General features: G+C 70.4%; 19 protein-coding genes. 4 read left to right on the top strand and 15 right to left on the bottom strand.

All coding sequences use genetic code 11. From position 1 onward, the window contains the following. Positions 1-19: 19 nt before the first annotated feature. The 11 genes from AB0F72_RS02720 to AB0F72_RS02770 all read right to left on the bottom strand — a co-directional run bounded on the left by AB0F72_RS02720 (position 20) and on the right by AB0F72_RS02770 (position 14,856). Positions 20-1,177, bottom strand: coding sequence for an acyl-CoA dehydrogenase family protein (locus tag AB0F72_RS02720; RefSeq protein WP_360424037.1), 1,158 nt, complete (start codon positions 1,175-1,177; stop codon positions 20-22). A 19-nt stretch (positions 1,178-1,196) separates the two neighbouring features. After that, on the bottom strand, positions 1,197-2,720 hold the full coding sequence (locus AB0F72_RS02725; protein WP_360424040.1) for an acyl-CoA carboxylase subunit beta: 1,524 nt from the start codon (positions 2,718-2,720) through the stop codon (positions 1,197-1,199). Positions 2,721-2,976: 256 nt separating this feature from the next. Then, complete coding sequence (locus AB0F72_RS02730; protein WP_360424043.1) at positions 2,977-4,134, bottom strand: hypothetical protein; 1,158 nt, start codon at positions 4,132-4,134, stop codon at positions 2,977-2,979. Positions 4,135-4,285: 151 nt separating this feature from the next. After that, on the bottom strand, positions 4,286-5,188 hold the full coding sequence (locus AB0F72_RS02735; RefSeq protein WP_360424046.1) for a hypothetical protein: 903 nt from the start codon (positions 5,186-5,188) through the stop codon (positions 4,286-4,288). Between the two features lie 303 nt (positions 5,189-5,491). Continuing rightward, complete coding sequence (locus AB0F72_RS02740; protein ID WP_360424049.1) at positions 5,492-6,370, bottom strand: hydroxymethylglutaryl-CoA lyase; 879 nt, start codon at positions 6,368-6,370, stop codon at positions 5,492-5,494. Positions 6,371-6,373: 3 nt separating this feature from the next. Then, entirely contained in the window at positions 6,374-7,702 is a 1,329-nt protein-coding gene (locus AB0F72_RS02745; RefSeq protein ID WP_360424052.1) for a biotin carboxylase N-terminal domain-containing protein, read from the bottom strand. A gap of 187 nt (positions 7,703-7,889) precedes the next feature. Next, entirely contained in the window at positions 7,890-8,495 is a 606-nt protein-coding gene (locus AB0F72_RS02750) for a helix-turn-helix domain-containing protein (protein ID WP_360424055.1), read from the bottom strand. A gap of 32 nt (positions 8,496-8,527) precedes the next feature. Further along, a complete protein-coding gene (locus tag AB0F72_RS02755) occupies positions 8,528-11,329 on the bottom strand; it encodes a tetratricopeptide repeat protein (protein ID WP_360424057.1) in 2,802 nt (933 codons plus the stop codon). 3 nt (positions 11,330-11,332) lie between these two features. After that, positions 11,333-13,066 carry an HSP90 family protein gene (locus AB0F72_RS02760; protein WP_360424060.1) on the bottom strand — a complete coding sequence of 578 codons (1,734 nt, stop codon included), beginning with the start codon at positions 13,064-13,066 and terminating at the stop codon, positions 11,333-11,335. Between the two features lie 66 nt (positions 13,067-13,132). Then, complete coding sequence (locus AB0F72_RS02765) at positions 13,133-14,032, bottom strand: sulfurtransferase (protein ID WP_360424063.1); 900 nt, start codon at positions 14,030-14,032, stop codon at positions 13,133-13,135. Positions 14,033-14,088: 56 nt separating this feature from the next. Continuing rightward, positions 14,089-14,856 (bottom strand): SGNH/GDSL hydrolase family protein, encoded by a 768-nt coding sequence (locus AB0F72_RS02770; RefSeq protein WP_360424066.1) that lies wholly within the window; start codon positions 14,854-14,856, stop codon positions 14,089-14,091. A 135-nt stretch (positions 14,857-14,991) separates the two neighbouring features. On the opposite strand from AB0F72_RS02770, the gene AB0F72_RS02775 reads away from it, so the two are divergent. From AB0F72_RS02775 to AB0F72_RS02790, 4 genes are all read left to right on the top strand, one after another. Next, positions 14,992-16,725 carry a proline--tRNA ligase gene (locus tag AB0F72_RS02775; protein ID WP_360424069.1) on the top strand — a complete coding sequence of 578 codons (1,734 nt, stop codon included), beginning with the start codon at positions 14,992-14,994 and terminating at the stop codon, positions 16,723-16,725. 67 nt (positions 16,726-16,792) lie between these two features. Beyond that, the gene (locus AB0F72_RS02780) at positions 16,793-17,182 is read left to right on the top strand and encodes a CBS domain-containing protein (protein ID WP_360424073.1); all 390 of its coding nucleotides are present in this window, start codon (positions 16,793-16,795) and stop codon (positions 17,180-17,182) included. Between the two features lie 25 nt (positions 17,183-17,207). Then, positions 17,208-17,642: a SufE family protein gene (locus AB0F72_RS02785; protein WP_360424076.1), complete on the top strand. Its 435-nt coding sequence runs from the start codon at positions 17,208-17,210 to the stop codon at positions 17,640-17,642. A 1-nt stretch (position 17,643) separates the two neighbouring features. Then, complete coding sequence (locus tag AB0F72_RS02790) at positions 17,644-18,294, top strand: DsbA family oxidoreductase (protein WP_360424079.1); 651 nt, start codon at positions 17,644-17,646, stop codon at positions 18,292-18,294. 193 nt (positions 18,295-18,487) lie between these two features. On the opposite strand, the gene AB0F72_RS02795 is transcribed toward AB0F72_RS02790, so the two are convergent. From AB0F72_RS02795 to AB0F72_RS02810, 4 genes are all read right to left on the bottom strand, one after another. After that, positions 18,488-19,039: a YbaK/EbsC family protein gene (locus tag AB0F72_RS02795; RefSeq protein ID WP_360425030.1), complete on the bottom strand. Its 552-nt coding sequence runs from the start codon at positions 19,037-19,039 to the stop codon at positions 18,488-18,490. A gap of 424 nt (positions 19,040-19,463) precedes the next feature. Continuing rightward, complete coding sequence (locus tag AB0F72_RS02800) at positions 19,464-19,985, bottom strand: NUDIX hydrolase (protein WP_360424082.1); 522 nt, start codon at positions 19,983-19,985, stop codon at positions 19,464-19,466. A gap of 93 nt (positions 19,986-20,078) precedes the next feature. Then, a complete protein-coding gene (locus AB0F72_RS02805) occupies positions 20,079-20,753 on the bottom strand; it encodes a DUF6461 domain-containing protein (RefSeq protein ID WP_360424085.1) in 675 nt (224 codons plus the stop codon). 74 nt (positions 20,754-20,827) lie between these two features. Beyond that, entirely contained in the window at positions 20,828-21,541 is a 714-nt protein-coding gene (locus tag AB0F72_RS02810; protein WP_360424088.1) for a hypothetical protein, read from the bottom strand. Between the last annotated feature and the right edge of the window lie 80 nt (positions 21,542-21,621).

Here is a 21,621-nt window from a genome sequence, read left to right on the forward strand (position 1 = left end):
TACAAAACCGACACGGGACTCAGAGTCCGAGACCGCGGGCGATCAGCATCCGCTGCACCTCGGAGGTGCCTTCGCCGATTTCGAGGATCTTGGCGTCCCGGTAGAAGCGGCCGACCGGGGACTCGTTCATGAAGCCGTACCCGCCGTGGACCTGGGTGGCGTACCGGCTGTTCTCCATGGCGGCGTTGCTGGCGTTCAGTTTGGCGATCGCCGCGTACCGCTTGAAGTCCTCGCCGGCCAGCATCCGGGAGGCCGCGTCGTAGTAGCCGAGCCGGGCCATGTGCGCCCGCAGGTCCATGTCCGCGATCAGGAACGACACGGCCTGGTTGTCGCCGATCGGCCGGCCGAACGCGGTGCGCTGCTTCGCGTACGACACCGACTCGTCCACGCACCCCTGCGCCAGCCCCACCGCGAGAGCGGCGATCGCGATCCGGCCCTCGTCGAGGATGCGCAGGAACTGGGCCAGGCCGCGGCCGCGCTCGCCGAGCAGGTTCGCCGCCGGCACACGGACGTCGTCGAAGGACAGCTCATGGGTGTCCGACGCGCACCAGCCGACCTTGGAGTACTGCGGCGCCACGGTGAAGCCCGGAGTGCCGGAGGGCACGATGATCGTGGAGAGCTCCTTCGAACCGTCCGGATTCGTCCCGGTCACCGCCATCACGGTGACCAGGCAGGTGATGTCGGTGCCGGAGTTCGTGATGAACGCCTTCGTCCCGTTGATCACCCACTCGCCGGCCGTCTCGTCGAGCACCGCACGCGTCGTGGTCCCGGCCGCGTCCGAACCCGTACCGGGCTCGGTCAGCCCGAAGGCCGCGAGCGCCTCGCCGCTGGTCAGCCGGGGCAGCCAGCGCTCCTTCTGCGCGTCCGTCCCGTACCGGTAGATCGGCATGGCGCCGAGCGAGACACCCGCCTCGAGCGTGACAGCGACCGAACTGTCCACTCTGGCCAGTTCCTCGAGCGCGATGCAGAGCGCGAAGTAGTCGCCGCCCATCCCGCCGAACTTCTCGTCGAAGGGCAGGCCGAAAAGGCCCATCTTGCCCATCTGCCGGACGATCTCGTACGGAAACTTCTCGTTCTCGTAGTGCCCGGCGATCACCGGGGCCACCTGCTCCCGGGCGAACTCGCGCACGCTGGCGCGCAGTTCCTCGTACTCGTCGCCGAGACGGAAGTCGACCATGACTGCCCTTTCCAAGGATCTACACAGGAGTGACGCCGTGGCGGCGCCGGGAGAACGCGCGGTCCCTGCCTCGCGCGGCGGCGAAGCGCCGGACCAGCTCGGCACGCAGATCGGCCGGCTCGACGACGGTGTCCACGACGAGCTCGCTGGCCAGGCGCATGATGTCGATGTCGCGCTCGTACTCGGCGCGGCGCTCCGCGACGAAAGCGGCTCGCTCGTCCGGGTCCTCGATCGCGGCGATCTTGTTGGCGTAGACCGCGTTCACGGCGGCCTCGGCGCCCATCACCGCGATCTTCGCGGTGGGCAGCGCGATGGTGGCGTCCGGGTCGAAGCCCGGCCCGGCCATCGCGTAGAGGCCGGCGCCGTACGCCTTGCGGACCACCACACAGATCTTCGGGACCGTGGCCTCGGAGATCGCCGTGATCATCTTGGCGCCGTGCCGGATGATGCCCTGCTTCTCGACCGCTGTGCCGACCATGAAGCCGGGCACGTCGGTGAGGAAGAGCAGCGGCACGTTGAACGCGTCGCAGAGCTGCACGAACCGGGTGGCCTTGTCCGCCGAGTCGACGAAGAGCACGCCGCCCTTGAACATCGAGTTGTTGCCGACCACACCGACCACCTCGCCGTTCAGGCGGGCGAACCCGATGGTCAGCTCACGCGCCCAGAGGGCTTGGATCTCGAAGAACGAGTCCTTGTCGACCAGCCCTTTCACGTACCTCCGCATGTCGAAGGCCTGGCGCTCGCTGGCCGGAACCAGACCGGCGAGATCGACCCCGGAGGAATCGGCGGCCTCGGCCGCCGGAGGCTGCTGCGTCCAGTTGGACGGAAGGTACGACAGGTAGGTCCGCACCACGTCGAGCGCCTCACGCTCGGTCTTGCAGAGGAAGTGACCGACGCCGGACTCGGCGCAGTGCACCCGGGCGCCGCCCATCGCCTCGAGAGTCGTCTTCTCCCCGGTGACCATCTCGACCATCCGGTCGGACCCGAGGTACATGCTCGCGTTGCCCTCGACCATGGCGACCACGTCGCAGAAGGCCGGAATGTAGGCCCCGCCGGCCGCGGACGGCCCGAACAGCGCGCAGACCTGCGGAATCGCGCCGGAGGCCCGGACCTGGCTGTGGAAGATCTTGCCGGCGCCGCGGCGGCCGGGGAAGAGGTCGACCTGGTCGGTGATCCGGGCGCCGGCCGAGTCGACCAGGTAGATCATCGGCACGCTGTCGCGGTACGCCCGCTCGATGATGCGGATGATCTTCTCGACGGTACGGGCGCCCCAGGAACCGGCTTTCACCGTGGAATCGTTGGCCATGAGGCAGACGTCGCGGCCGTCGACCCGCGCGAATCCGGTGATCACGCCGTCGGCGGGCAGGCCGTCCGCGAGACTGTTGGCGTAAAGACCGTCCTCGACGAAGCTGCCCTCGTCGACCAGCAGGCTGATCCGCTCACGGGCGAAGAGCTTGCCCTTGGCGGCGTTGGCGGCGTGGTATTTCTCGGCGCCGCCGGCCAGCACCCGCTTGCGAGCAGCCGCGAGCGCGTCGCCGTCCATCGTTCCTCCGCATCCCGACCGCCAGATCCTTAACGATCGTTAGAGAACTTAACGAACGTTAGGCTAGCCGATCGGGCAGGCGGCGGCAACGACGAACGGGAGCCCCGGTACGGAGCTCCCGTTCGCTGTGCTGCGGTGCTAACTGCACTGCGCTGTGTCACTTACTGCGCTGTGTCACTTACTGCGCTGTGGTGCCACCGGCGCTGTGGAGGACGCGCCGGCGATACGGATCGCGCCCGGGACGGCGCGACCCGGGTCAGCGCATGCTGTTGATCAGCCCGAGGCCGCCGCCGAGGCCGGCGCTGCGGATGCCACCGACGTCGGTGAGACGGCTCAGCGTGCTCTCCGAGCCACGGCCACCGTTGTCGCCGCTGTACTGGTCCGGCAGCTCGCCGCCGTACCCGTTGTCGTCGTTCATCGCGTTGCCCGGCTCGTCCACGGCGTCCGGAGCCTCGTCGCCGTAACCGGCGTCGTCGGCCGTGTCCGGGGCCTCGTCGCCGTAACCGGCGTTGTCCGGCAGCTCGCCCGCGTCGTCGTAGCCCTGGTCGCCCCGCACGTCACCGGTGTCGTCCGGCAGCTCGTCGCCGAAGTCGTCGTTCTGGTCGGCCGGGACCTCGTCCGGGAACTCATCCGGGGCCTCGTCCTGGTTGCCACCGGGGACGTTCTGAGCCGGGATGTTGTTCTGCTGCCCGCCGACCGCGGAGACGTTCTTGACCGGCGCGCAGTTGGGGCTGCTGTAGGTGGTGCCGAAGAACGCGAGCGAGGCGCCGCAGAAGTTGACCGGAATGGTCACCTGGCTCCCGTTCGGGAACCCGAAGCTGTCCGGGCCGGCCGGCAGATCGCCGTGGTGGCCGCCCAGGTCCTGCGGGATGTGCCCGCCGGGAACGAAGGAGTCCCCGGTGTGGTTCTGCATGCTCCGGCCGTGGATCAGGTGCGCGAAGTCACCCACGCCGTGCTGGCTGCCGAAGTCGTGCTTCGGGACGAAGCTGTGGTGCGTGGTGATCGGCTGGTGCACCACCAGGGTCCGGTGCGTCGTCTTGCTCTGTGCCAGGTGGTGCCCCAGACCGTCGAGGCCGGTGAAGCCCCGGTGCGCGTTGTGGCCGGTGAAGCTCTGGTGCGCGTTGTGACCGGTGAAGCCCTGGTGCGCGTTGTGGCCGGTGAAGCCCTGGTGCGAGCTCTGGCCGAAGTGCTTGCCCAGGCTCGGGAGCGTCTGGTGCGTGCTCGGGAGAGCGTGCAACGGGTTGAGCCCGTGGTGCCCGCTCGTCTGCTGGGCCAGGTGCCCGAGGCCGCCGGCAGGCTGGTGCCCGAACGAGCCGCCGCCGATCGCCTGGGCGGCCGCAGCCGGGCCGAACAGCAGTGCACCGGCGGCGAGCACGCCGATGCTGAGCGTCTTACGAACCCACGTCTTCTTCATCTGGAAAGAAATGCCTTTCACGAATAATCAGCGAGAAAAGATCGATGCTTCGGTGCCGTGCCGTGAGTCGCTCGGGAAAGGGGCCGATTCGCCGCCTGTGCGCAAGCGGTTCTGGAATCGCGGCCCGTGAGACGACCGGCCGATGAGCGCACTAGTCAGGGAAGACGTCAGGTGCCACGGCGTCGTTTCGCCGGGCTTCGACATCGGTCGCGAACGGGAACCGGTGGTGGCCCACCGCGCCGTCTGCGACCCGAGGCGGAAGCACGGCCACCGGGCCGACTTCCGGCGACGATCCCGACCCGCTGGCCGGGATGCCGCTGACAGTCCCGAGGTTCATCCGTGCGGGCTCGGGCCCGTCGTGAACGGGCGCCTCCTCGCGAACCATCTTCGGCGAGGCCGGCCGTGCGGCCGGGACCCGGCGGTGGACGGAGGACCGGGACTGGGCCTTCGCGTGCCGCGCCGGCTTGCTGCCGGCCGTGTCGCGCGCGGCCTTGGTGCTGGTGCTCGCCGAGGTGGGCGCCGGATGAGCGCTGCCGGCAGCCGATTGCTCGGCGGCCGGTGACACGGCCGGCGCCGTGACATCCGACGGCGGGAGCTCCGCGTCGGGCTGCCGGGTGTCCGGCTGGGCGACGGGATCCGCGGCGTCCACCGCCGGTCGGTGCCGATTCCGGTCGTCCGCCGATCCCGCGCTGGTCCGCGAGGGGGCGGTCTTCCGGTGCGGTTCCGCACCGAACGGGTACGCGTCGATCGCGAATCCGTCGTAGATGACCTCGGCTGGCAGTTCCACCGGCCCGGACAGCACCCGTTCCGCTGTCGCGAGAATCGACGTCACGACACGCCGGTGGCATTGCGGTGTGTACTCGGACTCCAGCGGCTGGACGGCCGCCTCCAGGAGTTCGCGAACCGTGGATTCGCCGGACACCGGCGCGACACGGTGCGGCGCGGACCTCTTCGGTGAGCCGGTGGGCTCGCCGTCGTGGTCCGCGGCGTGTGCGGCGGTGCCGGTGAGCAGCCAGGCCGCCCCGGCCAGTCCGCCGATGACGAGTGCACGCACGGCCCACCGAGAGCCGGTGTTCCGCACGCGGCGCTCCGCACGCCGCTCCGTCCCCTGGTTCGGGGACGGCATGAGCGGGGAGCCGCCGCCGGGGATCGGCAGGGACCGGCATGCCGTGCGCATTCCGCGCCCAGCCCTCCAGTCCGCCATGATCTACCCCTCGCCGTCGACAGCAACCGGTGGCCGATTCGCCCTATTCGCACGGAACAGGGCGAAATTGCCACTCGGTATTGGTAACGACGCGAGCGAACGAGAAGTCACGCACACAAATCGGAAAAATGGTCGCGGGAAAGGACCCGAGAATCACACCACCCGGGTACGTGGCCCGGCTCGCAGAACGCCCGACGGAAGAGGCCGCCCGACAATCTCCTCGGCCAGCTCAGCCGCCTTGATCAGCTGTTCCAGGTCGATTCCGGTATCGATCCCCATGTCGTGCAGCATGTACACCACCTCCTCGGTGGCGACGTTGCCCGAGGCGCCCGGCGCGTAGGGGCAGCCACCCAGGCCGCCCGCGCTCGCGTCGAACTCCGTCACCCCCAGTTCCAGGGCCGTCAGGATGTTCGCGAGACCCGTACCCCTGGTGTTGTGGAAGTGCAGCAGGTCCGGCCGTACCTCCGAAAGAAGATCACGCACCCGGCGGGGAGTCGCCATCCCGGTCGTGTCGCCGAAGGCGATGCGGTCCGCGCCGTCGGCGCGGACGCGAGCCACGATGCCCGCCACCCGCGCCGGATCGATGTCGCCCTCGAACGGGCAGCCGAAACTCGTCGCGACGATCACCTCGAGGGTCGCGCCCGCGTCGTGCACCAGCGGAATCAGCCCGGCGATGTCGTGGAGCGACTCCTCGGTGGAGCGATTGAGGTTGCGGCGGTTGTGCGTGTCGCTCGCCGACACCACCACCTCGATCTCCCGGAACCCCGCGGCGATCGCCCGCTGCGCGCCCCGCGTGTTCGGGATCAGCGCCGAGTAACGGACCTCCGGGTTCCGCTGGATCCGGGACCACACCTCGTCCGCGTCGGCCATCTGCGGAATGGCCTTGGGGTGCACGAACGAGACCGCCTCGATCCGGCGCACACCGGTTCGGCTCAGCGCGTCGATCAGCGCGACCTTGGCATCGGCCGGGACCGGGTCCTCGTTCTGCAGACCGTCCCGGGGAGCGACTTCACGAATGCTGACGGACGTCATGGCTCACCTCATCCGCGCGACGATGCCGGTGTCGTAGTCACCGGAGAGGAACTCCTCGTTCTCCAGCAACTCGGCGAAGAACGGCAGGTTGTTCTTCGGACCGGCGATCTGGAAGCCGGCCACCGCGGCACGGGCTTTCGCCAGCGCGTCGTCCCGGTCCGCGCCGAAAACGATCAGTTTCGCCATCAGCGAGTCGTAGAACGGGGTGACAGTGGTGCCCTCGTCGTACCCGGAGTCGACCCGCACGCCGGCACCCGCCGGCTCCACCCAGGTCGCGACCTTGCCCGGACCGGGCAGGAACCGTTTCGGGTCCTCCGCGTTGATCCGGAGCTCGATCGCATGGCCCTTTTGTCCCTCTTGGAGCGTGGGCTCAAGTCCAGAGGCGATCCGTAACTGCTGCTCGACCAGGTCGACCCCGTGGATCAACTCGGTGATCGGGTGCTCGACCTGCAGCCGGGTGTTCATCTCCAGGAAGAAGAACTCCCCGGTCGACGGGTCGAGCAGGCACTCCACAGTGCCCGCGTTGCGGTAGTCGACTGCCTCGCCGGCCTTCACCGCCGCTGCCAGCAGCCGTTTCCGCAGCTCAGGGGAGACGGCCGGGGACGGCGCCTCCTCGACCAGCTTCTGGTTGCGGCGCTGCACCGAGCACTCCCGCTCGGAGAGCGCCACCACCCGGCCGTCGGCCAGACCGAGAATCTGCACCTCGACGTGCCGCACCCGGGGGAAATAGCGCTCGATCAGCACCGATCCGTCGCCGAACATCCGCTCGGCGAAAGCGCGCACCTTCTCGAACTCTTTGCGCAGCTCAGCCTCGTCGTTCGCGACCGACATGCCCATCCCGCCGCCACCCGCCGCGGCCTTCACCATCACCGGGAAGCCGATCGTGGCCGCAGCCGCGAGCGCGGCGTCGGCGGTCTCCGCCGGGTCCTGCGACCCGGGCGCGACCGGCACGCCGGCCGCGGCCATCAGGTTCCGCGCGTTGATCTTGTCGCCCATCGCGCTGATCGCCTCGGCGCCGGGTCCGACCCACACCAGGCCACTGGCGGAGACGGTACGGGCGAAGTCCGCGTTCTCGCTCAAGAAGCCATAGCCCGGGTGGATCGCCTGGGCGGCTGTCGATTTCGCGGCTGCCAGGATCGCGTCGGGGTTGCGGTAACTCTGCGCCGGGTTGGCCGGGCCGATGCCGACCGCCTCGCTCGCCTCCCGCACGAACGGCAGGTCAGCGTCGGCCTCCGAGTAGACCGCGATCGTCCGGATCCCCAGCCGGTTGGCGGTCCGGATGATCCGGCGGGCGATCTCGCCCCGGTTCGCGACGAGCAACGACTCGATCATTCCGCTCCTTTGCGGTCCGGCCCTTGTGGGGCGCTTCCCGGCGCCGCCCGTGGTGGGGCGACGCCGGCAGTGACGAGTGTTCAAGTTGCTGTTCGGCCGTCTCCCGGCCGCGCATTAGCCCCGATCCGGCCAATGGGCGCCGCACCGTCCTTGCGCAATTCGCCAAGATCGGCCAGGGCCCCGGGGGTCAGTGCCCGGCCAGGGCGTGGATGGTGGCCTCGCGCAGCAGGTCGGCGCGGCGGCGGCGGTCGACCTCACCACCGAGGAACGGCGTGGAGTTCATCAGGCCGAAGGCCGCGTGCGCCAGCACCCGCGCCTCGGGGGCGGCCAGCTCGGGCCGCACCCGGGAGAGCACCGCCACCCACTCCTCGACGTAGAGGCGCTGCAGGCGGCGGATCTGCCGGCGCGGCTCGTCCGGCAGCCGGTCCAGCTCGTGCAGGTGCAGGGCGATCACCGCGGGGTTCTCGAGCGCGAAGTCCACATGAAAGTCGATCAGGTCGGCGAGCGCGGCCTCCGCGTCCTCCGAGCGCCGGGCGACCCGCTCCCGGCCGCCCTCCAGCAGGCTCTCGCTGACCGGGATCAGCGCGGCGACCAGCATCGCCTCCTTGCCGGCGAAGTGGTGGTAGAGGGCTGGGCCGGTGACGCCGGCGGCGGAGCCGATGTCATCCATCGACACGCCGTGATAGCCGCGGGAGGCGAACAGGCCGACCGCGATCTCCAGAATCTCGTCGCGGCGAGACCGCCGCCGTGGCGCCGGAGGGGTGGTCCGGTGCCGTTCTTCTACCGTCGTCACCTCGCCACTGTAACCCGGAGTCAAGCCCTTACTTAACGGTCGTTCAGCCCCTTTTTCGCCTCGTGGGCCTCCGTCCGGAGCTCCTCCGCCAGTTTCCGCGCGGGCGCATCCGGTGCCAGGCCTGCCAGCAACGTGTCGAGCATCTCCTCGGCCTCCTCCGGTGACCCCGATCGGAACAGTGCCTCGGCGAGCATGCAGGTCACCCGTTCGGCGTCCTCGGTGGCCCCGATCCCGCGCAGGAGTTCCGGCGCACCGCGCAGATGCGGCACCGCCTCCGCGAACCGATCCCGGCGCATCAACAGGTTGCCGGTCTCGAACGCGAAGATCGCCCGGTCCCAGATGATCCCGGGCTCGGCGGCCAGCTCGGCGGGGAGCTCCGCGTACCGCTGGGCGACCAGGCCGATCAGCTCCTCGGCGGCCGGCACCTCGTCGGCGTAGTTCAGCGCCATCAGCCGCCGGCGCAACAACCGCAGCTCACCGGGAAGGTCACCGGACTCGCGCAGCGCCTCGGCGGACGCCTGGAAGGTCAGCGCTGCCTCGCTGTCCCGATCCATGTCGTAGAGCAGCTGACCGGCCCGCTCGCCGATCTGCCCCCGGCCGGCCGGGTTGTCGGCCAGTCGCTCGATCAGGTCGCGGTAACCGGCGAGCGCCCGGGTCCGGTCGCCGAATGCCTCGTAGAGGCCGGCCAGCAGGAACCGGCAGTCGTCGGCCCATTGCTCCACCTCGAACCGCTCGTAGCGGAGCAGTGCCTCCTCGGCCACCTCGATCGCCTCGGCCGTGCGGCCGGCCATCCGGTACGCCTGGGCGAGCTCGTGCCGGGCGAACGCCCCGGACTCGCCCATCCCCTGCTCGGTGCTGAGCGCCACCGCTTCGACCAGGTCGCCGATCGCCTCGCTGGCCCGGTCGAGCCGCAGCAGCGCACGACCCCGCTGCATCCGGACGGCGAACGCCAGACCGGGCAGCCCCGCGGCCACCACCTCGTCGAACGCGGCGAGCGCCTCGGCCGGGTCCTCGGTGAGCTGGCCGAAGACCATGGCGGCGTTGGCGCTCATCCCGGCCGGCCCGTGGTCCCGGTAGAAGTCCCACGCGGCCCGGGCGGCGGCGACCGCCTCCTCGTGCCGGTGCGTCATCGCGCGGATCCGGGCCCGCATCAGTGCGTGATAGGCCATCCGGCGCGGCTCGCCCGACTCGGCGGCGCACTCGTCGGCCCGGTCACCCGCGGCCGTGGCCTCATCGAGCCGCTCCAGCTGGACGAGCACACTGGACAGCCGCAGCCAGGCACTCGCCCGTTTCGCCGCGTCACCGTGCTGCTCCTGGTGGTCGGCGGCGGCCTGGACCGCCTCGACGACGCCCTCCTGCTCACCGAGATTGGCCCGCTCCGCGGCGATCCGGGCGCGCATCGAGATCGCCTCCCCGGTCTCGCCGGCCTCGGTGAAGAGGCCGGCCGCTTTCTCCCAGACCGCGATCGTCTCGGCATGGGCCTCCTCCGGCAGGCGGTATCCCCGCAGGGCCCACAGCCGGGCCGCGAGCAGCGGCTCGTCCGGCACACCGAACCGCTCGCCGATCGCGTCCACCACCTCGCCGAGCGCGGTCTCGCGGTCGTCGTCCTGGTATCGCTCGGCCAGGTCGAGCAGCTCGATCAGGGATGCCTCGGCCGGGATCTCGGCGGACGGCTCCGGGACCGGCACGACCGGCGGGGGCGGCGCGGCGATCGGACCCAGCGGCGTGGGCCGGGCCGTCGCGGAGAGCTGGACCGCCGTCTCGTACGGCTCGGCGTTCAGCTCTCGCCGGATCAGCTCGCTCTGGTGGGTGGTGCCGTTGCGGGCGTCGAAACGGGACGCCGTGTCGACCGCGAGGGCCGACAGCTGGTCGGCCAGCTCGGCCGCCGTGACGTCCGGCTTCCCGGTGCGCCGGATCACCGCGTCGCCGTGCCCCCGCTCGGTGATCCGGCGCAGCAGCAGCGACGAGGAGGCCGCGAACCACATCGCCGACGAGGGCGAGGGCGCACGGTCGAGCCAGTCGATGTGGCGCTGAAGGATCTCCAGGCCGCGATGCTCGTTGCCGCTGCGGGCGCAGAACGCGATGTGGTCGCCGATGCCGCCGAGGTCGGCCAGGTTGTTCCGCTCGATCAGGTACGACCGGCGGTGCGCGTCCGCCGCCTCGGCCGGGTGGCCGGAACGGAGATAGGCCACCATCAGCTCGCTCAGAATGCTCTGCGGCTGCTCGTTGCAGGACAGGTCGCCGGCGAGCACCGGCTCGGACAGCTCGACGGCCTCGGTGAACCGGCCCTTGCCGATCAGGTGGTTGGCGAGCGAGGTCGGGTCACAGCCGGCGCAGTCGGAGAGCTCGTCGCGGGGAGCGGCCTGCCACTTGTCGAACCAGGCCTGCGCCTCCTCGGTCTGCCCGACGTGCTCGGCGACGAGGTAGCGGTGCTTGTAGACGGCCTGCATGCCACGGCCGTGCTCCCGGTAGCGCCGCTCCATGTCGTCCAGGACCGCGTGTGTCCGGGCGAGCGGGACCTCCGGGAATTTCGTGAGCATGCTGACCATGTTCTTGAAGAGCCAGAGCAGGTTGTGCGTCCAGCGCTCGTGGTACGGCGCGGGCTTGCGGTCGAAGTCCGTCACGCACCAGGAGAAGGTGGGGAAGGACTTCACCGGCTCGCCACCGTAGATGTACGCCGTCGTGGCGAGCAGGCGCGCGTAGAACGCGAGCGCCGGGTCGCCTGCCGTGTCGACGTGCCGCAGCACCTGCTCGATCAGCGCGATCTGGGCCGCGCCGTAGGGCAGCTCGTGCGCCTGGTGCAGCAGGTCCCACAGCTCTTCGGCGGTCTTCATCTCTCAGGCCTCCCCGGGCACGGCACGGTCCAGCAGACCGAGAAGCGACGTGGTGAGCAGGGCCGCGTCGTTCGGCCGGATCGGGTGGTGCCCGAGCATCAGCGCCTGACCGTAGAGCGACTCGACGGCCAGGGCGGCCAGCTCGTCGTCACCGAGCGCGGCGATCCGCCGGACCAGCGGGTTGCGGTGGTTGAGGACGAGCTGGGGACGGTCGGTCGGGACGGTCTGCGACAGCGCGTCCAGCACACCGCCCCACAGGTCGTCGGCCTGCGACCGGCTGGCCGTGAAGTCCTCCTGGAACGCGGCCGCCCGGCTGACCAGGTAGAGCGAGGGGAGTGTGACCGGGTCGAACGCGCGCACCACGACCTCGCACCCGAGCCGGTCGAGCCGGCGCTGCACGGCCGCGAGGAACGGGCGCAGGCGCAACTCGGCTTCCGCCTCGACCGGCAGGAACCGGGTGGCCAGGTCGGACGGGTCCAGCCGCTCGGCACGGACCTCCGCGTCGAGCGCGGCGAGCCGCTCGATCAGGTCGGCGTCGTACACGTAGCCGCCGTTGATCAGCGCCAGGTCCTGAGCGGCGGCGACCGCGGCGAGCTGCCGGAACTCGTCGTCGGTCGCGGCGTAGCGCAGCACGCCGTGCCGTGCCCGGAACTCGGCCAGGGTGATCTCACCCATGTTGGTCTGCATCGGGTACCACTGCTCGACCAGCCGCAGCATCTCGTCGTCGTGCAGGGCCAGCGCTTTCACCCCGAGGTGGTGGATGCGCAGGAACTCGCCGAGGCGGCGCGGATCGGTCGCGGCGAGCCGGGCCAGCCAGCCGCGCAGCTGGTCGGCGATGGCGTCGCGGGTCTCGGCGAGCTGGCCGTCGTCGTAGAGCGCCTCACGGCTCGCGGTCGGCCGCAGCTCGCTGCTGTCCACCACGCAGCGGGCGAAGAACGCCCACTCCGGGAGCAGACCCTCGACGTTCTCCGAGAGCAGCATGCGTTTCAGGTAGACCCGGTGGCCGCCGCGGCTCGCCGGGTTGACCGGGGTGGGCAGGACGAACGCGGCGCCGCTCAGCCCGGCGGCCGGCACGTTCAGGTCGATCACGTCGAAGGGGCGGAACCCGAGCGTGGCCTCGGCGTAGAGCCGGCGCTCGGCCTGCGGCCGGTCCCACGGCAGGACGTCGCCGGTCACGGTCTGGCCGTCGACGGTCACCGTGACCGGGAGCAGCGAGCCGTAGAGGCCGGCGAGGGTGGTCACCGTCGTACCGATGAGGAAATGCTCGGAGCCGCGGCGCGGCAGCAGGGTGACGGTGGTCCCGGGCTCGCGCTCCGGACCGGGACCCACCTCGTAGCGACCGTCGGAATGACCGGTCCAGAGCACCGGCGGGGCGTCACCCCGGCGGGTGTGCACCCGGATCTCGTCGGCCACCATGAAGCAGGAGAGCAGACCGATGCCGAACTGGCCGAGGAACTGGTGCCGGGCGAAGCCGAGCTCGTCGCGCTTGGAGCTGCGCCCGATGGTGGCCAGCAACTCGTGCACCTGTGCCTCGGTGAGGCCGATGCCGTTGTCGCTGATCCGCAAGCCGTCGCCGGTGACGATCTCCACGCGGCCGGCGTGATCCGGGCCGACCGCGGTGATCGCGTCGACAGCGTTCTGCAGGAGCTCGCGGATGTAGACGCGCGGGCTCGCATAGAGGTGGTGGCTGAGGAGATCGACGATCCCTCGAAGATCGACCTGGAACGTGTTGCTCACGATCCGGCACGCTACCGGCCGGCACCGACAAAATCGGTGCCGGCCGAGATCGAAGTCAGCTCGGATTCAGCTCAGGCCGCCCGGCTCGGCGCCCTTGGCGATCGGGGCGCGGACCAGGTTGCCCCACTCCGTCCAGGAACCGTCGTAGTTGCGGACCTGCGGGTACCCCAGCAGGTGGTGCAGCACGAACCAGGTGTGCGACGACCGCTCGCCGATCCGGCAGTACGCGATGATGTCGTCGCCCGACTCGAGCCCGAGTTCGTCGGAGTAGATCTTGACGAGCTCGTCGTGCGGCTTGAACGAGCCGTCGTCGTTCGCCGCGGACTTCCACGGCTTGCTGACCGCGCCCGGGATGTGCCCGCCGCGCAGCGCGCCCTCCTGCGGGTACGCCGCCATGTGGGTCAGCTCGCCGGTGTACTCCTGCGGCGAGCGGACGTCGACCAGCGGCCGGCCCGTCGCGATGTGACCCATCACCTGGTCGCGGAACGCCCGGATCTCCGCGTCGTTGCGGACCGGGACCGGGTACGCGGCCGTGGGCCGGGCCGTCTTGTCCCGGGTCAGCGGACGCCCCTCGGCCGCCCACTTCTGCCGCCCGCCGTCGAGCAGGCGCACGTCACGGTGACCGAAGAGGCTGAAGACCCAGAGCGCGTACGCCGCCCACCAGTTGAAGTTGTCGCCGTAGAAGACGATCGTGTCGTCACGGCCGATGCCCTTGGCCTCGCACATCGCGGCGAACGCGGCCGGGTCCAGGTAGTCCCGGGTCAGCTGATCGTTCAGCTCGAGATGCCAGTCGACCTTCACCGCGCCCGGGATGTGTCCGGTGTCGTAGAGCAGCACGTCCTCGTCCGACTCGACGACGACCAGGCCGGGCGTGTCCAGGTTGGCGGCGAGCCACTCGGTGGTGACCAATTTGTCGGGGTGCGCGTAGGCCTGAAGCGCCTGCGCCGGATCGTTCGGAACGGACATGAGTGTCACGCTAACCCTTTTCCGTCCGGCCGCCCGGCCCACCACCCTTAATCGGACTAGTCGATCGGCGTCAGCACCGGGCGCTTCGCCGTGACGAGATCGCCGGAGGAGCGTCCGCGCAGATGCCGGCTCACCCACGGGGCGAGGTGCTGACGGGCCCAGCGCAGGTCGGCGCTGCGCGCCAGCCGCCACGGCGTCGGCTGCGGCGCCGGCGGGATCAGCATCCATTCCTCGTCGACGCCGACGCCGAGCGAGTTCAGGACGTGCCCGGCCACCCGGCGATGACCGGCCGCGGAGAGGTGCAGGCGGTCGTCGCTCCACATCTCCGGGTGCAGGTAGGCGTCGTCGGCGAACAGATCGATCAGGTACGCGCCGTGCCGCTCGGCGATCTCGCGGGTCCCGTCGTTGAGCGCCGCCGCCCGGGCCCCGATCATCCGCTGACCGCCCGGGATGTGCGCCGCCACGTCGGCGAACCGGAAGAGGATCACGTCGGCGCCGGTGGCCCGGATCCGCGCGATCACCGGCTCGATCCGTGCGACGAGCGCCGCCGCGTCCGCTTTGGGCCGCAGGATGTCGTTGCCGCCGGCCGCGAAACCGACCAGGTCCGGTCGCATCTTCAGGGTCGGTTCGAGCTGCTCGGCGAGGATCTGGTCGAGCAGGCGTCCGCGGATCGCGAGGTTCGCGTACTGGAACCCGGGTCCGGAGTCGACCGCGAGGCGGGTGGCGACCAGGTCGGCCCACCCACGGTAGGAACCATCCGGGTACCCGTCCGACATGCCCTCGGTGAAGCTGTCCCCCATTGCCACGAAGCTGCGCCAAGCCATGGCTTCCCCCTAACGGCTGTTCAGCTTTGCTTGCTAGGCAAGTTTTTCACCGAACGGGGAACCGCCGTCTACGTGACGATGGCGACACGAGCTAAAGCGAGTGCTGGAGAACACCTGATTCCCTAGGCTCCGAGCATGCTGCTTCGGATGTCCACCTTGCTGCTCAAGACCCTTCGTGAGGAGCCGGCGGACGCGGAGGTGCCGAGTCACCGGCTCCTCCTGCGCGCCGGCTATGTCCGCCGCGCCGCTCCGGGCGGCTACACCTGGTTGCCGCTGGGCAAGCTGGTCCTGGACCGGGTGACGGCGGTGGTCCGCGAGGAGATGACCGCGGCCGGTGGGCAGGAGGTCTCGTTCCCGGCCCTGCTGCCACGCGAGCCCTACGACGTGAGCGGCCGCTGGACCGAGTACGGGGACGACATCTTCACGCTCCAGGACCGGCGCGGCGCCGACCACCTGCTGGCCCCGACGCACGAGGAGATGTTCACGCTGCTCGTGCAGGACATGACGAGTTCGTACCGGGATTTCCCGCTGGTTCTGTTCCAGATCCAGACGAAGTTCCGGGACGAGGCGCGGGTTCGTGGCGGGCTGCTGCGCGGCCGCGAGTTCCTGATGAAGGACGCCTACTCGTTCGACCTCACCGACGCCGGCCTGGCCGAGGCCTACCAGCGGATGCGGGAGGCGTACCAGCGGGTCTTCGAACGGCTGGGCCTGGAGCACGCGATCGTCTCCGCGGTCTCCGGCGCGATGGGCGGTTCCGCCTCGGAGGAGTTCCTCGCCACATCGGAGGTGGGTGAGGACACGTTCGTGGCGTGCCCGGCCTGTTCCTATGCCGCGAACACCGAAGCGGTGGTGACCGTCGTCGCACCGGTCGACCGGGGAACGACTCCGGCGCTGGAGGTTCACGACACTCCGGACACCCCCACGATCGCCTCCCTCGTGGACCACGCCAACGCCCGCCGGCTCGGTGGTCGCGCGGACTGGACCGCGGCGGACACCCTGAAGAACGTGGTGGTGACGGTCCACCACCCCGGCCGTGCGCCGGAACTGCTGGCGATCGGCGTGCCCGGCGACCGGGAGGTCGACATGAAGCGGCTCAACGCCGCGCTCGCCCCGGCCACCGCCACCCTCTTCGACGACTTCGCGGCACGGCCCGACCTGGTCAAGGGCTACATCGGCCCGCAGGGCCTGAAGGTCCGCTACCTGGCCGATCCCCGGGTCGCGGACGGCACCGCGTGGCTGACCGGCGCCAACGAGCCGGGCCGGCACGCCACCGGCGTGGTCGCGGGCCGCGACTTCACACCGGACGGCACGATCGAGGCTGCCGAGGTGCGTGCCGGCGATCCCTGCCCCCGCTGCGCGGACGGCACGCTGACCATCCGGCGCGGCATCGAGATCGGGCACATCTTCCAGCTCGGCCGCCGGTACACCGACGCTTTCCGGCTCGACGTCCTGGGCGCCGACGGCAAGCCGGTCCGCCCGACCATGGGCAGTTACGGCATCGGGCTGTCCCGGGCCGTGGCGGCGATCGCCGAGCAGCACCACGACGAGCGAGGGCTGGTCTGGCCGCGGGCGATCGCTCCCGCCGACGTGCACATCGTCGCGGCCGGCAAGGACGGGCAGATCGAGGCCGCGCTCACCCTCGGCGCGACGCTGGCCCGGGCCGGCCTCCGGGTGCTCGTCGACGACCGGGCGAACATCTCGGCGGGCGTGAAGTTCACCGATGCCGAGCTGATCGGGATCCCCCAGGCCGTCGTGGTCGGCCGCAGGCTCTCCGAGGGGTACGGCGAACTTCGCGACCGGCGCACCGGGGAGCAACGGGAATTGCCCCTTGTGGACATCGCGGGTGTAATCACCACAGGGCTCGGGTAACCGTTTCGTGACTGCGAGCTGGGTAAAGAAGAGGCTTGAGCAACGACGAGGCGGAAGGGGGCGAGACGTGGTCAGGCTGGTCGCGGACGCGATGACACGGCAGGTGGTCTACCTGCCCGAGGACACCCCACTCGACGAGGCCGCGCAGGCCATGCGCGACCAGGGGATCGGCGACGTCGTGGTGACACACGGGCCGACCATGGCCGGGATCGTGACCGACCGCGACATCGTGGTCCGGGCGATAGCCGAACGACTCTCGCCGGCCACCACCAGGCTCGGCGACATCGCCACCCGTGAGCTCATCATGATCGAGCAGAGCGCCACTGTGGAGGAGGCGGTGCAAGCCATGCGCAACCGTGGCGTGCGCCGGCTGCTGGTCTGCGACGCGGACCGCAAGGTGGTGGGCATCCTCAGCCTGAGTGACGTGGCACTCCTGCCCACGTCGGCCGCAGCCTGAAGATCGCAAGCGTAGGGTCGGTCCTGTGACTGACATGCCACCGAAGCTTGCCGAAATCGTCGACGAGTTCGCCTCCGCTCCCCGGGACGTGGTCCTGGAGATGTTGCTGGAGTTCGCGGACGCGGTGCCTCCGCTGCCCGCGGAGCTGGCCGGTCACGAAGGCATGGAACAGGTGCCGGAGTGCCAGACCCAGTTCTTCCTCCAGGCGACCGTGCAGGCCGACGGGTCCGTGGTGACCCACTTCGACTGCCCGCCGGAGGCTCCGACCACGCGCGCCTTCGCCGGCATCCTCGCCGAGGGCCTGGCCGGGGCGAGCGCTGACGAGGTTCTGGCCGTACCCGATGATCTTTATGCCCGGATGGGGCTGGCTCAGGCGATCAGCCCGCTGCGGATCCGGGGCGGCACGGCGATCCTGGCGCGACTCAAGCGTCAGGTGGCCGCCTCCTCGTCGAAGGGGTGACGTGGACATCCAGGTGTGGTCCGATGTCATATGCCCGTGGTGCTACATCGGCAAGCGACGGCTCGAGAAGGCCGTACGCGCGTTCGACGGCAGCGTCACGGTGACCTACCGGGCGTACCAGCTCGACCCGAGCCCGGTGCCGGAACCACTGCCGATCAAGCAGGTGATGGCCGGCAAGTTCGGCGGCCGGGAGCGCGCGGAAGAAATGTTCGCGCACGTCACAGCGATCGCCGCGGGTGAGGGCCTGGCGCTGGACTTCAGTCGGGCGATCGCCGCCAACACGTTCACCGCGCACCGGCTGATCGCGTGGGCGGCCACCCGGGAGCGGCAGGCCGACATGCTCGACGCCCTGCAGGCCGCTCACTTCACTCACGGTGTCGACATCGGCTCGACGGACGCGCTCGCCGCGGTGGCCGGCGCGATCGGCCTGGACGAGGACGCGGCACGGGACTACCTGCTGACCGACGCCGGCAGCGCCGCGGTGCGGACCGATCTGGCGGAGGCACGGGAACTCGGCATCACGAGCGTCCCGTCGTTCGTCATTGACGGAAAGTACGCGGTGCAGGGCGCGCAGGAGACGCCGACGCTGCTTGCCGCGTTCGAGGAGATTGCCCGTCGCGAGGCGGCCGACGCGACGCCATCCTCGCGGTGACGCGGGCCATTTCTGCGTGACGGGGCGCGTTGCTGCACGGCGCGGCCTGTTGCTGCGCGACGTGGCGGGTTGCTGCGCGACGTGGCGGGTTGCTGCACGGCGGCCTGTTGCTGCGCGGCGCGGCTCGCTTCAGCGTGAAGCTGCCGTATGACGTTCGTCGATGTCGTTCCACGTGAAACGACATCGACGGCGATCACCCTATTTCCCGGGCCAGGCCCTCGATCACCTCGGCGCCGGGCAGAGCGCCGAGGGCCGGGCCGGCAATCGCGATCTTGCTGTGCCGCACGCCGGACCCGATGATCACGTGCGGGGTGGCGATCACCCGGGAGTCGACGAGGATCGGCCAGGACGCCGGGAGACCGATCGGCGTGATGCCGCCGTACTCCATTCCGGTCAGCGACACCGCGTCGTCCATCGGCGCGAAGCTCGCCTTCCGGACGTCGAGGTGCTTGCGCACGACACCGTTCACGTCGGCCCGGGTGGTGGCGAGGACGACGCAGGCGGCGTAGCGGGTGACGTCGCCACGTCGGCCGGCGACGATCACGCAGTTCGCGGACTCGGGCAGACCCACCCCGTACGCTTCGCAGAAGGCGGCCGTGTCCGCCAGCGTCGGGTCGATCGGGGCGACCAGCACCTGATCGGCGTCGATCGGCGCCTCCACCGGCCACACCTCCAGGGCCTTCGCGACCGGAGGGCCGAGCAGGTCGAGGCGGGACTGTGCGGATTCGGTCTGCAAACTTCCCATCATGTCCGACATCCTCGCCCCGGACCGTGGATCTCCAACAGCCGGGGCGGGACTCCTCAGATTTCGGCTGATCATGCCGAGCTAATGGGTTTGTGGAGGACCGTCGGAGTGCACGCGTCGGGACCGTGAGTGGCCTCGCCCTGCTCACCGGTGCCACTGCCCTGGTCGCCGTCGGGGGCGGCCATCGTTCGTTCTTCGCCACCATGCTGCTGGGACTGCTGGCAGCCGGGATGGCGCACGCTCTCGTCGTCGAGATCCAGCGCCAGGCGCGACGCCGGGCCCGCGGCTGGGCGCGGCACGACACCGTCAACGCGGTGCTGCTCGCCTGCTGGGCCGCCTGCGCCGCGGCCCTGATCGCCGTCGGTTCCCGGCCGGTGCAGATCCTCGGTTGCGTGCTCGCTCCCGGGTACGCCGCAGCGAGCGCCTACTTCGTCGTGGAGCGCTTGCGGACGCTTGCCGCGCCATTCGTCCCGGCGCCGGCTCCGGCAGCCGACTCGGTGGCCGTCGCCGAGCCGTCACCCGCGGACGTCACGCCGTCCGTGTGATCGGCGATGGTGGGCAGCACCACCATGAGCGGTGGCACCGGCACGCCGTGCGTCTCGATCGGCAGCTCGGGGACCGGCAGCCAGTCCACCCCGAGCGGCTCCGGCCCGATCCCGTCGTCGTGGCCGGCACGTGGCTCGCCGTCCGCCACCGTCACCGCGAAGACCGACGTCATGCCGGAGGGATAGGGCATCTCCAGCACGTAGCGGGCGTCGCCGACCACCAGGCCGGTCTCCTCGAAGACCTCGCGCCGCACCGCTTCCTCGGCCGTCTCACCGGGTCGCAGACCGCCTCCCGGCAGGGTCCACCACTCGCCGCCACCGGATCGCCGGCTGCGCTCGTGCACCATCAGCACACGACCCTCCCGCACGATCACGGCGGCGGCCCGTCTTCGTTCGCTCACGAATCGCAGGCTAACCGGGAACTCGGTGCCCCGCAGAACTCATTCATTCCCCTGTGGATAACTTCATCCATCGAAGAACAGGCAAATAGTCATCTACCGCCTAGGCACAGTGACCAGCAGATACGTACGCTCGTTGAGCTGATCCCGGGTCAGCGTGACACCGGTTCGGTCGGCCAGAAACGCCAACGCGGGTCCGGTGGGATCCGTCACGTCCGTACCCCCGACAAGGCCTGCCGCCCGCATGGCCGGCACGAAGTCGCCCGGCTGGCTGCCGCCCCAGCGTTCCGGGGTTCCGGAATCGAAGTCGAGGAGCACCTCCCGGTCGTCGAGCACCAGCAGGCGGCCCCGCCCGGTCGCGTCACCGCGGTAGGCCAGCACTCTGCGACCCTCGGAGAGCGGGCGCACGATGTCCCGGGTGACGCCGAGGTCGCCGGCGTCCTCGGCGATGAGCGTCCAGTCGCCGATCCGCGCCAACCCGACGAAGTAGCGTTGCGTGGTACCGGCCTCGCCGTCACCGGGACCGACGAGCTGCTCCCACTTGACCCGTTCCAGCTCCCTGCCGCCGAGCCGGTCGATCACCTGCTTCGGTGTCAGGTTCTGAACCAGCGTGAAGCAGAAACCGGCGGCCAGATCCGGGTCCCGCAGCGGCCAGCGCAGATCGGCGGACGGCATCGCGGAGGCGCTGGAGTCGGGCACGACCGCTTTCGCGTCGGCGCAGCCGGCCAGTCCGGTAAGGGTGAGCAACAGGAGGGCGGAGCGGCGTTTCACGGCGACAGTCAACCAAAGCTCCGCTCGTGGGGCTGACCCGCTCTCCGCCGACATCGCACCCCGGAGCGCGCCCGCTATGGCGTCCGGCGGTCGACGTTCACCGGTGGCCAGGTTCGCACGCCGACGCCCGTCCCGGGTGACGGAATCTTCAGCGCCGCGACGACGCCGACGACGAACAGCACGGGCAGCAGCATCCACAACAGAACGGAGTCCTCGCGGCCGTTGTTCGCCAGTACTACGGCGAGGCCGGCCGACGCGGTCAGGAGACCCACGGACCAGCCGACGTAGAACCGCCGGGAATGCGGGCGCGGCGCCGGCTCGTCGGCAGCCAGCACCCCTGGGTTCAGGGCGACCCACTGCTGGGCGACCTCGACCGGAACGTGGGGGATACGCAGATCGCCGAACCGGGTGCGGTACGGCAGGTGCTTCGGCACCCCACGGTCCCGGACCAGGGACAGGACGCTGATGGAGAGGGACGCCGCCGCCAGCACCGTCAGAAGGCCTGGAAACGACACGTACGCCTCCAGGGCGACGACGACCGACCAGACGATCAGGAGAACCAGGGCGGCCAGCACCGACCATGGCGCGACTCGAACCGCACGTCGGACGCTTCTCGCGCTGCGCGCATCCAGGGGAAAGGTCCCCGCCGGACGCAGCTTGCCCAACCGCCACCGGCTCAGCGGCACCTCGACCCACTGCGGATCGGGCGTACCGGTGGTGATGGCCAGCGGTGGGATCCGCAGACCGGCAATCGAGGCGGCGGGGACGACGAGATCAATTCGTTTCACCGGATGACCTCACCCCTCGCCGGGGACGGCATCGAGGAATCGTCGGTGCGGCACTCACGCCGGCTCTTGGTCTTGCCTGT

The organism is Actinoplanes sp. NPDC023936 (assembly GCF_040639325.1).
GTDB lineage: Bacteria > Actinomycetota > Actinomycetes > Mycobacteriales > Micromonosporaceae > Actinoplanes.

Coding starts and splice junctions, on each gene's coding strand:
- AB0F72_RS02720 (WP_360424037.1), bottom strand. CDS start 1,177: ATGGTCGACTTCCGTCTCGGCGACGAGTACGAGGAACTGCGCGCCAGC.
- AB0F72_RS02725 (WP_360424040.1), bottom strand. CDS start 2,720: ATGGACGGCGACGCGCTCGCGGCTGCTCGCAAGCGGGTGCTGGCCGGC.
- AB0F72_RS02730 (WP_360424043.1), bottom strand. CDS start 4,134: ATGAAGAAGACGTGGGTTCGTAAGACGCTCAGCATCGGCGTGCTCGCC.
- AB0F72_RS02740 (WP_360424049.1), bottom strand. CDS start 6,370: ATGACGTCCGTCAGCATTCGTGAAGTCGCTCCCCGGGACGGTCTGCAG.
- AB0F72_RS02745 (WP_360424052.1), bottom strand. CDS start 7,702: ATGATCGAGTCGTTGCTCGTCGCGAACCGGGGCGAGATCGCCCGCCGG.
- AB0F72_RS02755 (WP_360424057.1), bottom strand. CDS start 11,329: ATGAAGACCGCCGAAGAGCTGTGGGACCTGCTGCACCAGGCGCACGAG.
- AB0F72_RS02765 (WP_360424063.1), bottom strand. CDS start 14,032: ATGTCCGTTCCGAACGATCCGGCGCAGGCGCTTCAGGCCTACGCGCAC.
- AB0F72_RS02770 (WP_360424066.1), bottom strand. CDS start 14,856: ATGGCTTGGCGCAGCTTCGTGGCAATGGGGGACAGCTTCACCGAGGGC.
- AB0F72_RS02775 (WP_360424069.1), top strand. CDS start 14,992: ATGCTGCTTCGGATGTCCACCTTGCTGCTCAAGACCCTTCGTGAGGAG.
- AB0F72_RS02795 (WP_360425030.1), bottom strand. CDS start 19,039: ATGGGAAGTTTGCAGACCGAATCCGCACAGTCCCGCCTCGACCTGCTC.